Origin of the sequence: Brevundimonas diminuta 3F5N (assembly GCF_900163625.1) — a bacterium.
In the GTDB taxonomy this organism is placed as follows: domain Bacteria; phylum Pseudomonadota; class Alphaproteobacteria; order Caulobacterales; family Caulobacteraceae; genus Brevundimonas; species Brevundimonas diminuta_A.
On the sequence record NZ_FUIE01000049.1, the window covers coordinates 1 to 12,177 of the forward strand.

Consider the following 12,177-nt stretch of genomic DNA (forward strand, 5'->3'; position numbering starts at 1 on the left):
ATCTGGATCCCGGCCTTCGCCGGGATGAGCGAGGGGAGGGTCAGCGTCGCCCGAACAGCTTTTCGAGATCGTGCAGCTTCAACTCCACATAAGTCGGGCGGCCGTGGTTGCACTGGCCGGAGTGAGGTGTGGCCTCCATCTGGCGCAGCAGGGCGTTCATCTCAGGCGCCGACAGGACGCGGCCCGAGCGCACCGAGCCGTGGCAGGCCATGGTGCCGCAGACCTCGGCCATCCGTTCCTTCAACGACAGGGCGGCGCCGTGTTCGGACAGGTCGTCGGCGATGTCGCGGATCAGTCCCTGAACGTCGGTGTCGCCCAGAAGGGCCGGGGTTTCGCGCACCAGCACCGCGCCTGCGCCGAAGGCTTCGACGATCAGCCCCATTTCGGCCAGCTCCTCGGCCTTGGCGGCGACGCGCTCGGCTTCGGCGGGGTCCAGTTCGACCACTTCAGGCGTCAGCAGGGCCTGGCGGGTGACGGCGCCGTCGGCCATCTGGGCCTTCATCCGCTCATAGACGAGGCGTTCATGCGCTGCGTGCTGGTCGACGATGACGAGCCCGTCGCGGGTCTGGGCGACAATGTAGTTGGCGTGAAGCTGCGCCCGCGCAGCGCCCAGCGGATAGTCGATCAGGTCGATGGGGGCTGGAGCGCCGGGCGCGATCTGGCCGGCGTGTTCGGCCTGGATTTCGCCCAAGGTGCGGAAGCTGGCGGCGGCGGCTTCGCCGTTCCACGTATGTTCGACGCGCCCGGAGCGTTCGTTGAGGCCGGGCAGGTTCTGGGCGGCGGCGGCCGGTTGCGACCAGCCTTGCCAGCCGCTCCAGCCCGGCGCGGCGTTGCTGAACGATTGCGGGGCGGCGGGGTTGTAGAGGGCCTCGCCCGTATGAGGACGGAACCCCGACAAGGCGTCGGCGGCGACCGTGGTCGAGGCGCGGTGTCCCGCCGCGTGCAGGGCGTGACGCAGGGCGCCGACAATCAGGCCGCGCACCAGCGCCGGATCGCGGAAGCGCACCTCCGCCTTGGCCGGGTGGACGTTCACGTCGACATACAGCGGGTCGATGTCGATGAAGAGGGCCGCCGCCGGGTGCCGGTCGCGCGCCAGGAAGTCGGCGTAGGCGCCGCGCAGGGCCCCTTGCAGCAGGCGGTCCCGCACCGGGCGGCCGTTGACGAACAGGAACTGGTGCGCCGCATTGCCGCGCGAATAGGTCGGCAGGCCCGCATAGCCGGACAGGCGCACGCCGTCGCGTTCCTGATCGATCAGGAGGGCGTTGGCCTCGAAGTCGCGGCCCAGCAGGGCGCCGAGGCGTTTCAACCGTCCTTCGTCGCCGGGATGTTCGGCGGGGAGACGCAGGGTCGTCTTGCCGTCGAGGCTGAGGGTGAAAGCCACGGCCTCGTGCGCCATGGCCTGGCGCTTGATCTCTTCTGAGATGGCCATGGCCTCGGCCCGCTCGGACTTCATGAACTTCAGCCGGGCAGGGGTGGCGTAGAAGAGGTCGCGCACCTCGACCCGCGCGCCGTGCGGGCCGGGGAAGGCGGCGGGCGACAGGGGCCGCTGGGCGCCGCCCTCGACGGAGATGGCCCAGGCGTCGTTCTGGGGCTGGCCCGTCTCGACCCTGGCGCGGGTGGTGATGTTCAACCGGGCGACCGAACCGATGGAGGGCAGGGCCTCGCCCCGGAAGCCCAGGGTGAAGATGCGCAGCAGGTCCACGTCGCCCGCGTCGTCCGGCTCAAGCTTCGACGTCGCGTGGCGCTCGATGGCGACGGGCAGTTCATCGCGCGGGATGCCCTTGCCGTCGTCGGCGATCAGGATGCGGGTCAGGCCGCCGCCGTCCGCCTGAATCTCGATGCTGCGGGCGTCGGCGTCGATGGCGTTCTCGACCAGCTCCTTGATGGCGCTGGCCGGGCGTTCGACCACTTCGCCGGCGGCGATGCGGTTGACGGTTTCGGGGGGGAGACGGCGGATGGTCATGTGAGTCGCGAAGATAGGCGCCGTCGCCCAAGGACGCACCTCAATCCTTTTTTCGTGAGGCCTGAGGCGGATTTCGTGATCAGGGGGGTTGAAGCGCGTGAATGGCAACTTATACTGTTGCAGTCCGACGGCGAGGCCGGATGGACACTCGACCTGTTTCCGGACTGTCTGTCCAGTTTTCGTTTCAACCGTTTGATTGAGGTTTCCTCTCACATGAAGATCAAAGCCGCCCTGATCGCCGTATCGGCCGCCGCCCTGCTGGCCGCCTGCAGCCAGCCCGCTGACACCGCCGGCGCCCCGACGACCGACGCCGCCTCGACCGCCCCGGTGGCGCTGAAGGCCACCTCGGGCGTCTATGTGATGGACCCGACCCACGCTTCGCTGCAGTGGTCGCTGCCGCACAACTCGATCTCGAACTACACGGCGCGCTTCAACAAGTTCGACGCCAAGATCACCCTGGATACCGCCAACCTGGCCAACAGCACGGTTGAGGCGACCATCGATCCGACCTCGGTCGACGCCAACTATCAGGGCGACTACGTCGGCACCCACGCCGCCACCGGCTTCAAGAGCTGGAGCGAGGACATCGCCAAGAACAAGAACTTCCTGAACGCCGGCGCCTTCCCGCAGATCACCTTCAAGTCGACCAAGGTCGAGCTGACGGGCACGCGCACCGCCAAGGTGACGGGCGACCTGACCTTCCTGGGCGTGACCAAGCCGGTGACGCTGGACGCGACGTTCAACGGCGATCTGGAGAAGCACCCGTTCGTGCCGGCGCCGGCCATCGGCTTCTCGGCTGAAGGCAAGTTCAAGCGCACCGATTTCGGCATGGCGCTGGGCCCGGTCGGCGATGAGGTGACGATCCGCTTCGACGCCGAGTTTATCCAGGAAGTCGCCCCGGCGGCCCCGGCGGCTCCCGCCGCCTGATAGGCGAAAGCACGACGAAGGGGCGGGGCCGTTGGGTCCCGCCCTCTTCATGTTCAGACCGAACGCGAGACTTCCCATGACCCGCCGCCCGAGCCGATACAGCGCCGTCGCCATCGCCCTGCACTGGCTGATCGCGATCGCCATCCTGTCGATGATCCCGATGGGCTGGTGGATGAGCGACGCCATCGTTCAGCCCGACAGCCAGGCGCTGGCCTATCGCGTTTTCCAGATTCACAAGTCGATCGGCTTTCTGATCCTGGCGCTGACGGTGCTGCGGATCGTGTGGCGGCTGACGCACCCGGTTCCGGCTCTGCCGGGCGCCATGAAGGGGTGGGAGCAGTTCGCCGCGCGGGCGACGCACGCCGCATTCTACGCCCTGATGCTGGCCCTGCCGCTGACGGGGTGGGTCTATGTCTCGACCGGATGGGCTGTGGTCACGGACACGCCGCTGGCCGTGGCGACCAGCTGGTTCGGCCTGTTCACCATTCCGCACCTGCCCTTCATCGAGCACGCTTCCGAAGCCGCCCGCCGCGCGACGGCCTGGATGGCTATGGGCGCGCACAGCAAGCTGGCCTGGGGCGCGATCGTGCTGGTCGCCCTGCACGTCGGGGCGGCGCTGAAGCACCAGTTCTTCGACCGCGACGGGGTGCTGTCGCACATGATCCCGGTCCTGCCGCATGGCGACGACAGTCACGGCCTTGCGCCCGAGCCGACCCCGGCCCTGCGCGGGGCCGAGCGGCTGGCGGGCGTGGCCTTTGTGGTCGTGATTGGCGCCGCCTTCGGTCTGGCCGCCAGGCCGGCGCCCAAGGTGGAAGGGCAGGCGGTCGCCTCGGCCCCCGCCGCTGCGCCTGCGGCCGACGCCGCCGTGACGCCGGGCACAGCCGCCGCCTGGACCGTGGACAAGGCCGCCTCGACGATCCAGTTCACCGGAACCCATACCGGCAAGGCCTTCACCGGCCGGTTCGAGCAGTGGGATGCGCAAGTCTGGTTCGATCCGGCCGATCTGGCCGGCTCCAAGGCTGTGGTGACGGTCCAGACCGGCACGGCCAAGACCGGCGACGCCACCCAGGAAGGCAGCCTGCCGGGCGCCGAATGGTTCGATACTTCGACCTATCCGACCGCGCGCTTTGAGGCGACGGCGTTCAAGGCGCTGGACGGAAACCGCTATGAGGCGACGGGAATCCTGCGCATCAAGACGACGACGATCCCGGTCGTTCTGCCCTTCACCTTCGACGAGGCGAGCGGCGCGGCCACGGTCGCGGGCAAGCTGGAGCTGGACCGCACGGCGCTGAACATGGGCATGGCGTCCGACGCGGGCGGCGACTGGGTGTCCAAGGCCATCGGCGTCGAGATCAAGGTGAAGGCGACGCGTCAGGGTTAAGAAATCGGGCGCGGGGTTTGCCCGACTCCGCGTGGGGCGCTACAGCCTTCGGCTCTCCTTCCTTGAGCGCCGAAAGAGCGACGCCATGCACGATATCCGAGCCATTCGCGACAATCCCGAAGCCTTCGTTGCGGGCTGGTCGTCGCGCGGCGTGGATGACGCCGCCGATGTCGTCGCGCGCATACTGGCGCTGGACGTTGACCTGCGCGCCGCCCAGACGCGCGGCCAGGACGCCCTGGCCAAGCGCAACGCCGCCTCCAAGGCCATCGGCGCCGCCATGGGCCAGAAGGACATGGCCGAGGCCGACCGCCTGAAGGCCGAGGTCGAGGCCCTCAAGGGCGAAATCGCCGATGCGGGCGACGCCGAGACCGCTAAAGGCGCCGAACTGCGAGACCTGCTGGCCGGATTGAAGAACCTAGCCGCTGCCAATGTGCCGGACGGCGAGGACGAAAACGACAACGTCGAAGTCCTGAAGTGGGGCGTGCCGCGCACGACGGGGCCGGCCAAGGACCACGCCGATCTGGGCGAGGCGCTGGGCCTGCTGGACTTCGAGGCTGCCGCCAAGATGTCCGGTTCGCGCTTCGCCGTGCTGAAGGGCCATCTGGCGCGTCTGGAGCGCGCCATCGGCCAGTTCATGCTGGATATGCAGACGGACAAGCACGGCTATCAGGAGGTCGCACCGCCCTACATGGTCAAGGACGACGCCATGTTCGGCACTGGTCAACTGCCGAAGTTCGAAGAAGACCTGTTCCGCGCCGGTGAGCATCTGCTCATCCCGACCGCCGAAGTCTCGCTGACCAACCTCGTGCGCGAGCAGATCCTGTCCGAGGACGAGGTGGCGACGCCCTTGCGTTTGACGGCGCTGACCCCCTGCTTCCGGGCCGAGGCCGGCTCGGCGGGGCGTGATACGCGCGGCCTGATCCGTCAGCATCAGTTCTCCAAGGTCGAGATGGTCTCCATCTGTCGCCCTGAGGACTCCGAAGCCGAGCATGAGCGCATGACCGGCTGCGCTGAGGCGGTGCTTCAGGCGCTGGAACTGCCCTATCGCAAGGTGCTGCTGTGTAAGGGCGACATGGGCTTCGCGGCACAGAAGACCTATGACCTCGAGGTCTGGCTGCCTTCGCAGAGCACCTATCGCGAGATCAGCTCCTGCTCGAACTGCGGCGACTTCCAGGCCCGGCGCATGGATACCCGATTCAAGCGTGCGGGTGAGAAGAAGACCGAGTTCCTGCATACCCTGAACGGCTCGGGTCTGGCGGTCGGCCGCACCCTGGTCGCGGTGATGGAGAACTATCAGCAGGAGGACGGGACCATCGCGGTTCCGGCTGCCCTGCAGCCCTATATGGGCGGACTCAAGACTGTAGGCGTGGCGTCCAACTGATGCGTATCCTTCTGACCAACGACGACGGCATCGAGGCCGAGGGCCTGGCGTGCCTGGAGAAGATCGCCCGCACCCTGTCGGACGACGTCTGGATCGTCGCGCCCCAGACCGAGCAGTCGGCCAAGGGGCGGGGCATCACCCTGACCGAGCCTCTCCGCGTCAATCAACTGGGCGACAAGCGGTTCGCGGTGACCGGCACCCCGACGGATTGCGTCATCCTGGCCGTCAACGACATCATGCCCGAGAAGCCCGATCTGGTGCTGTCGGGCGTCAATCGCGGCCACAACGTGGGCGAGGACGTCAGCTATTCCGGCACGGTGGCGGGCGCGCTTCAGGGCATGGCCTTCGGCATCCGCTCCATCGCCCTGTCGCAGTCGCTGGAGCGTTTCCATGACGAGGCGATCGCCCATTGGGAGACGGCCGAAGCCTTTGGTCCTGGCATCGTCGCTCGCCTGCTGGAGCAGAAATGGGGGGAGGGCGTGGTCATGAACGTCAACTTCCCGCGCCTGCCGCCCGAACTGGTCAAGACGGTCGAGGTGACGCGCCAGGGCTTCCGCGACATCGGCGAGATGCACGCTATCCGCCGCACGGACCTGCGCGGTCGCGACTACTACTGGATGGCCTTCCGCGGCGCGCCGCAGGAACACGCCGACGGCACCGATCTGCGCGCCATGGACGAGGGCCGCATCTCGGTCACGCCGCTGCACATCGACCTGACGCATATGCAGTCGGTCAACGATCTGAAGAAGGTGCTGGGCGGCGCTCCGCCCAAGGGGCCGCAGGAAAAATGAGTCTCAAGGACGACCGCGCGGGCCGATTGATCCTGTCGCTGCGGCGTCAGGGGGTGACGGACGCGCGGGTGCTGAAGGCGATGGAATCCATCGACCGCGCCGTCTTCGTCCATGAGAAGTTCCTCGATCAGGCGTGGGAGGATCAGGCCCTGCCGATCGACTGCGCCCAGACGATCAGCCAGCCTTTCATCGTCGGCCTGATGACCCAGGCGCTGGACGTCCAGCCGCGCCACCGCGTGCTCGAGATCGGCACCGGCAGCGGCTATCAGTGCGCGGTGCTCAGTCGTATGGCGCGCTTCGTCTATTCGGTCGAACGCTACAAAAGTCTCTTAAATGAGGCTGAAAACCGATTGAAAATACTCGGCATCGACAATGTCTTCACCCGCCATGGCGACGGCGGACAGGGCTGGATGGAACAGGCGCCGTTTGACCGGATCATGGTCACGGCCGCTTCGCCGCACGAGCCGACCGAGCTGCTGAAGCAGTTGAAGCCGGGCGGCGTCCTGGTCGCGCCGGTCGGGCGCACCTCGGTGCAGATGCTGAACCGCTACACCGGCCAGCCGGACGGCAGTTTCCAGCGCGAGAGTCTGTGCGAAGTCCGTTTCGTGCCGCTGGTCGAGGGCACGGCGAAAGAGGGTTGAGGGGCGAAATCTCACCGCTCCATTAACCTTTCCGCCCCACTTTCGCGCGGGTTACCGGGTTGGATTCGGCTACGGGTCGGGGCAAACCGGGCCTTCAAGGTTGAACCAAGGTTAATACGGAGAGACGCATGAGCGGCTTCACAGGCTGGATCAGGGCGGCGGTCGTCGTCGGCGGGGCGCTGGCGGTTACGGCGTGTTCGACCTATCCGAGCGAGCCGCGCTATTCGACCCGGCCGACCACGCCGGGCGCCTATCCGCAGCAGCCGGGTCAACCTCAGGGTCAGCAGCCCGGCGCCTATCCGAACAATCCGTATTACCAAGGGCCGGCGACGCAGCCGCAGCCGCCAGTGCAGCCGCCGATCCAGGAAGGGCCGCGCGCCCCGGCCGGCGATATCGAAGGCGGCGGCCTGCCGCCGGCGGGCGGTCCCGCCTATCCGTCGACGGGCGCGCCGATTTCGGTGACGCCGCCCCCCGCTGCGGGCAATCCTTCGATGCCGGGCGCGACCTATGTGATCCAGCCGGGCGACACCATTTCGGGCGTGGGGCGTCGTTTCCGTACGCCTGTGCAGATTCTGATCGACTTGAACGGCCTGGGGCCGCGCGGCGCGATCTCTGCGGGGCAACGCATCATCCTGCCGGACAGCGCGGTGGATGCAGGTACGGATCCCTACGCCATGGGCCCGTCGCCGGTCGGCGTGCGTACGCCGAACAGCGGGGTGATCCCGCCGCCTCCGCCGCCGCCAAGCGGTAATGCGCCGCTGCCGCCGACCCGTACGCCCGCTGCGGCGGCGCCGGCGCGCACGCCCTCGACGGCGGTTGGTCAACCGCTGGCCCTGCAATGGCCGGTGCGGGGCGATATCCTGCGCCGCTTCGGCCCGGTGGGCATGGGCGAGCGCAACAACGGCATCAACATCGGCGCTTCGGCCGGAACCGAGGTCAAGGCCTCGGCCGACGGCACGGTGGCCTATGTCGGCGACGACATCGTGGGGCAGGGGCTGACGGTCCTGGTCGTTCACCGCGACGGTTGGCGCACGGTTTACGGCCATCTGGGTTCGGCCACGGTGCGCGACGGGGCGCAGGTTCGCGCCGGTCAAGCCATCGGCACGGTCGGTCTGACGGCGGGCGATGGACGCCCGTCGATCCACTATGAAGTGCGTCAGATGCGCGGCGACGACCCGGTCGCCCTGGATCCGCTGACGGTCCTTCCGCGCTGATCGAATGAAAAGTGGTGTCCGGACGGCAGCGTCCGGACAACCTTGTCACTGCGTCGCGTTGCAAATCGGCCCGGCGCGCCCTAGGTTCCGCGCCTTGTTTTTGATGGGCCCCCGATGAAGGCGCGGCCCGCGTCGGGGAGTTTCCAATGACTGCAACCCAAGACGGCGGCCTGATGGCCCTTGTCATTCAGATCGCACCGATCGTCGCGATCTTCATCCTGTTCTATTTCCTGATGATCCGTCCGCAGCAAAAGCGGATGAAGGCTCACCAGGCCCTGATCGCCGGCGTCAAGCGCGGCGACGAGGTCGTTCTGTCGAACGGCATGGTCGGCAAGGTCACGCGCGTCGAGGACGCCGAGGCCATGGTCGAGATCTCGCAGGGCGTGAACGTCCGCGTGGTCAAGTCGATGATCGCCGAAGTGCGCAATCGCACCGCCATCGCTGCGAACGATAAGGGCTGATAGCCTCGCCTCGGCGCGGCGCGCGCCGGCCCTGAAGAGAACCGAGACATGATTCAGCTTTCACGCTGGAAGATCACCCTGGTCGCGCTATCGCTCGTCATCGGGTTGTTCCTGGCCTATCCGAGCGTGCTGTCGCCGGCGCAGCGCGAAGCTCTGCCGAGCTGGCTGCCCAGTAACGGCCTGAACCTGGGCCTGGACCTTCAGGGGGGCTCCTACCTCCTGCTCGAGGTCGATGTGCCCGAGATGCGCGCCAAGCGCATTTCCAACCTGATGGAAGACGTCCGGGTTTCCCTGCGGGAAGACCAGGTCAACATCATGGGCATGCAGCGCGAGGCAGGCGGCGTCGTCGTGACCGTCGCGGAAGGCGCCGCCTATGACACGGCCTTCAACACCCTGCGCACTATGGCTCAACAGGGCGTCGGCCCCACCGGGCAGCCGGACCGCGTGGCGACCAAGCTGGGTGGCGGTCGTATCCGCTACGCCTTCACCGACGCCGCCTTGGCCAGCATGGGCGCGACCGCCGTTGATCAGTCGATCGAGGTCGTACGCCGTCGTCTGGACAGCTCGGGCACCAAGGAAATCGCCATCACCCGTCAGGGTGCGGACCGTATCGTCATCCAGGCGCCGGGCCAGAGCGATCCGGCGGAGCTGGAACGTCTGGTGGGTCGTACGGCTCAACTGACCTTCCAGATGGTCGACACCTCGCCGACGGGGCTGAACGACGCCCTGGCCGGTCGCGTGCCGCCGGACGCCGAACTGCTGGTGGATGACCTGGGCACCCCCTACCTGGTCAAGCGCCGTATCCTGGTCTCGGGCGAGAACCTGACCCGCGCCGGCGTCGGCGCCGATCAGAACAACCGCCCGGCCATCGACTTCCAGTTCGACAGCCAGGGCTCGCGTCGTTTCGGCGAGGCGACGGCCCAGAACCTAGGCAAGCCCTTCGCTATCATCCTGGACGGCAAGGTTATTTCGGCTCCGACCATCCAGTCGCCGATCACCGGCGGGCGCGGTCAGATCACCGGCAGCTTCACCATCGCTTCGGCGTCTGAACTGGTGAACCTGCTGAACGGCGGCGCTCTTCCGGCTCCGCTGAAGGTCGAGGAACGCCGCGTCGTCACCGCCGAGCTGGGCGCAGACGCCGTGGCCGCTGGCGCGCTGTCGACGGCCCTGGGCTTCGTCGTCATCGTGGTGTTCATGATCCTGGCCTACGGTTTCCTCTTCGGCGGCATTTCGGTGATCGGCCTGGTGCTGAACGGCATCCTGATCGTCGCGGCCATGTCGCTGACCCAGGCCACGCTGACGTTACCGGGCATCGCGGGTCTGATCCTGACCTTCGCGGTGGCCGTTGACGCCAACGTGTTGATCTATGAGCGGATGCGTGACGAGGCGCGTCAGGGACGTTCCGTGGTGGCGTCGATGGATGCGGGCTTCAACCGCGCCATGGGCACCATCATCGACGCCAACCTGACCACCCTGGTGGCGGCCATCATCATGTTCATGTTCGGCGCCGGCCCCGTGCGCGGCTTCGCCTGGACCCTGACCATCGGCGTCTTCACCTCCGTCTTCTCTTCGGTGCTGACGGCCCAAGTCCTGCTCGGCTACTGGCTCAAGATCGCCAAGCCGAAGAAACTGCCGATCGCGGAGTGATGTCGATGAACGGTTGGCCTCTTATCAAACTGCTGCCGCACAAGACGAACTTCCAGTTCGTCAAATACGCCAAGGGTTTCGCCGTCCTGTCGGCGATCCTGACGGTGGCGGCGATCATCGGCTGCTTCTACCCCGGCCTGAACCTGGGCATCGACTTCCGGGGCGGCGCCTCGATGGAAGTCGCCAAGCCTGCTGGTCAGGCGCTGGAGCTGGACAAGCTGCGCGGCGCCGTCAGCGGCTTGGACCTGGGCGATGTCCAGGTGCAGGGCATCGCGCGGCGCGACACCAACCTGGATGACGGCTCGACGGCTATCGTTCGCTTCCAGGTGCCGGAAAACGAAGACCAGACGGCCGTTGTCCAGAAGGTCGAGGGCGCGATCAGCGAGGCCGTCGGCGATGTCGCCTATTCGGGCGTCAGCGTCGTGGGCTCGAAGGTTTCGGGCGAGTTGCTGAGCAATGGGGTGATGGCCCTGCTGGTGGCTGTGGTGCTGATGTTCCTCTACATCGCCTTCCGCTTCCCCTGGCAGTTCGGCATCGGCGCCGTGGCGGGCCTGCTGCATGACGTGGCGCTGACGTTCGGCTTGATCGTCGCCCTGCGGATGGAGTTCAGCCTGAACTTGGTCGCTGCCTTGCTGACGGTCATCGGCTATTCGATGAACGACACCGTCGTGGTGTTCGACCGCCTGCGTGAGAATCTGCGCAAGTACAAGGTCATGCCTCTGCGCGAGGTGATCGACCTGTCGATCAACGAGACTCTGTCGCGGACCATCATCACCGGGGTGACCACGGTCATGGTGTTGATCGTTTTGGCTGTGTTCGGCGGCGAGGCCCTGCGCGGCTTCTCGATCACCCTGGCCTTCGGCGTCGTGATCGGCACCTTCTCGTCGATCTATGTGGGCGCGCCGATCATCCTGCTGTGGGGCGTGGACCGTAGCGGCGGGAACAAGGCCGACACGACTCCGGTCAAACTGGGCATGGCCAGCCGCCCGTAAGGACGTCGTCTGCCCTGAACCACGGCCCGTCTTCCGAAAGGGAGGCGGGCCGTGTGCGTTCGGGGGCTTGATGCGGGCGCTTCAATGGTCGAAGGGCCTGTCGTCATGACTGTTGATCTTGATGCTCAGGTTCGCGCCGCCGACCTCGACCGCTGGCTGGCCAGCCGCTTTGTGGCGGACGAACAGGCGCGGGCCGACCTGATCGCCCTCTACGCCTTCGAGACGGAGCTGATGGCCATTCCGACGCGCGTGACCCAGCCGCTTCTGGCCGAGATGCGTTACGCCTGGTGGGGCGAGCAGATGGAGGGCGTCTTCACCGATACGCCGCGCGTCGGCCATCCCGTTCTGGAGGCCCTGACGACGGCGGTGACGCGGCATGGCCTGGAACGCGCGTCGTTCGACGCTCTGATCGAGGCCCATATCGGTCGCGTGCATGGCGAGCCGCACGATCTGGACGCCTTCTATGTCGGCCCCATGCAGGCGGCGGTGCGCGTTCTGGCAGGCGAGGGGCATGAAGCGTCTGCTACCGCCGCCGGACGATTGCGAGGACTGGCTCAGACCGGACGACTGGATGAAGCGCAGGTTGCGCGTGCTGAGACCAATAGAGCGCTTAGGACTTTGCCTGCAGCGGCTTTTCCTGCTGTGGCGGCTGCGGCGCTCACCCGTGCAGATGAGCCGGAGCCTTTCAAAAGGCTGCGCCTGTTCTGGGCCGTCCTGCGTGGACGGGTCTGATTTTATATATTAGGCATTGCTAATTTAGTGCCATAGCATATATCGAT

11 protein-coding genes are annotated in these 12,177 nt (G+C 66.9%); 10 read left to right on the plus strand and 1 reads right to left on the minus strand.

Going from position 1 to position 12,177, the window contains the following annotated elements; all coding sequences use genetic code 11:
- Positions 1 to 40: 40 nt before the first annotated feature.
- Positions 41 to 1,963, minus strand: coding sequence for a DNA mismatch repair endonuclease MutL (gene mutL, locus FM111_RS09160; protein ID WP_087140749.1), 1,923 nt, complete (start codon positions 1,961 to 1,963; stop codon positions 41 to 43).
- A gap of 213 nt (positions 1,964 to 2,176) precedes the next feature.
- On the opposite strand from mutL, the gene FM111_RS09165 reads away from it, so the two are divergent.
- The 10 genes from FM111_RS09165 to FM111_RS09210 all read left to right on the plus strand — a co-directional run bounded on the left by FM111_RS09165 (position 2,177) and on the right by FM111_RS09210 (position 12,130).
- On the plus strand, positions 2,177 to 2,890 hold the full coding sequence (locus FM111_RS09165; protein WP_087140750.1) for a YceI family protein: 714 nt from the start codon (positions 2,177 to 2,179) through the stop codon (positions 2,888 to 2,890).
- Between the two features lie 76 nt (positions 2,891 to 2,966).
- A complete protein-coding gene (locus tag FM111_RS09170) occupies positions 2,967 to 4,271 on the plus strand; it encodes a YceI family protein (protein WP_087140657.1) in 1,305 nt (434 codons plus the stop codon).
- Between the two features lie 85 nt (positions 4,272 to 4,356).
- On the plus strand, positions 4,357 to 5,652 hold the full coding sequence (gene serS, locus FM111_RS09175; protein ID WP_087140658.1) for a serine--tRNA ligase: 1,296 nt from the start codon (positions 4,357 to 4,359) through the stop codon (positions 5,650 to 5,652).
- Positions 5,652 to 6,443 carry a 5'/3'-nucleotidase SurE gene (surE, locus tag FM111_RS09180; protein WP_087140659.1) on the plus strand — a complete coding sequence of 264 codons (792 nt, stop codon included), beginning with the start codon at positions 5,652 to 5,654 and terminating at the stop codon, positions 6,441 to 6,443. Before serS ends, surE begins: the two co-directional genes overlap by 1 nt.
- A complete protein-coding gene (locus FM111_RS09185; protein ID WP_087140660.1) occupies positions 6,440 to 7,084 on the plus strand; it encodes a protein-L-isoaspartate(D-aspartate) O-methyltransferase in 645 nt (214 codons plus the stop codon). Before surE ends, FM111_RS09185 begins: the two co-directional genes overlap by 4 nt.
- A 128-nt stretch (positions 7,085 to 7,212) precedes the next feature.
- On the plus strand, positions 7,213 to 8,298 hold the full coding sequence (locus tag FM111_RS09190; RefSeq protein WP_087140661.1) for a peptidoglycan DD-metalloendopeptidase family protein: 1,086 nt from the start codon (positions 7,213 to 7,215) through the stop codon (positions 8,296 to 8,298).
- A 146-nt stretch (positions 8,299 to 8,444) separates the two neighbouring features.
- Positions 8,445 to 8,759, plus strand: coding sequence for a preprotein translocase subunit YajC (gene yajC / locus FM111_RS09195; RefSeq protein ID WP_087140662.1), 315 nt, complete (start codon positions 8,445 to 8,447; stop codon positions 8,757 to 8,759).
- A 48-nt stretch (positions 8,760 to 8,807) separates the two neighbouring features.
- Positions 8,808 to 10,406, plus strand: coding sequence for a protein translocase subunit SecD (gene secD / locus FM111_RS09200; protein ID WP_087140663.1), 1,599 nt, complete (start codon positions 8,808 to 8,810; stop codon positions 10,404 to 10,406).
- Positions 10,406 to 11,398: a protein translocase subunit SecF gene (gene secF, locus FM111_RS09205; RefSeq protein ID WP_087140664.1), complete on the plus strand. Its 993-nt coding sequence runs from the start codon at positions 10,406 to 10,408 to the stop codon at positions 11,396 to 11,398. Before secD ends, secF begins: the two co-directional genes overlap by 1 nt.
- Before the next feature lie 105 nt (positions 11,399 to 11,503).
- Complete coding sequence (locus tag FM111_RS09210) at positions 11,504 to 12,130, plus strand: squalene/phytoene synthase family protein (protein ID WP_087140751.1); 627 nt, start codon at positions 11,504 to 11,506, stop codon at positions 12,128 to 12,130.
- The last annotated feature ends 47 nt before the right edge of the window (positions 12,131 to 12,177 follow it).

Excerpts from the sequence above, each read along its gene's own strand:
- mutL (WP_087140749.1), bottom strand. The coding sequence starts at position 1,963 with ATGACCATCCGCCGTCTCCCCCCCGAAACCGTCAACCGCATCGCCGCC.
- FM111_RS09170 (WP_087140657.1), top strand. The coding sequence starts at position 2,967 with ATGACCCGCCGCCCGAGCCGATACAGCGCCGTCGCCATCGCCCTGCAC.
- FM111_RS09210 (WP_087140751.1), top strand. The coding sequence starts at position 11,504 with ATGACTGTTGATCTTGATGCTCAGGTTCGCGCCGCCGACCTCGACCGC.
- secF (WP_087140664.1), top strand. The coding sequence starts at position 10,406 with ATGTCGATGAACGGTTGGCCTCTTATCAAACTGCTGCCGCACAAGACG.
- FM111_RS09185 (WP_087140660.1), top strand. The coding sequence starts at position 6,440 with ATGAGTCTCAAGGACGACCGCGCGGGCCGATTGATCCTGTCGCTGCGG.
- FM111_RS09190 (WP_087140661.1), top strand. The coding sequence starts at position 7,213 with ATGAGCGGCTTCACAGGCTGGATCAGGGCGGCGGTCGTCGTCGGCGGG.
- yajC (WP_087140662.1), top strand. The coding sequence starts at position 8,445 with ATGACTGCAACCCAAGACGGCGGCCTGATGGCCCTTGTCATTCAGATC.
- FM111_RS09165 (WP_087140750.1), top strand. The coding sequence starts at position 2,177 with ATGAAGATCAAAGCCGCCCTGATCGCCGTATCGGCCGCCGCCCTGCTG.
- secD (WP_087140663.1), top strand. The coding sequence starts at position 8,808 with ATGATTCAGCTTTCACGCTGGAAGATCACCCTGGTCGCGCTATCGCTC.
- surE (WP_087140659.1), top strand. The coding sequence starts at position 5,652 with ATGCGTATCCTTCTGACCAACGACGACGGCATCGAGGCCGAGGGCCTG.
- serS (WP_087140658.1), top strand. The coding sequence starts at position 4,357 with ATGCACGATATCCGAGCCATTCGCGACAATCCCGAAGCCTTCGTTGCG.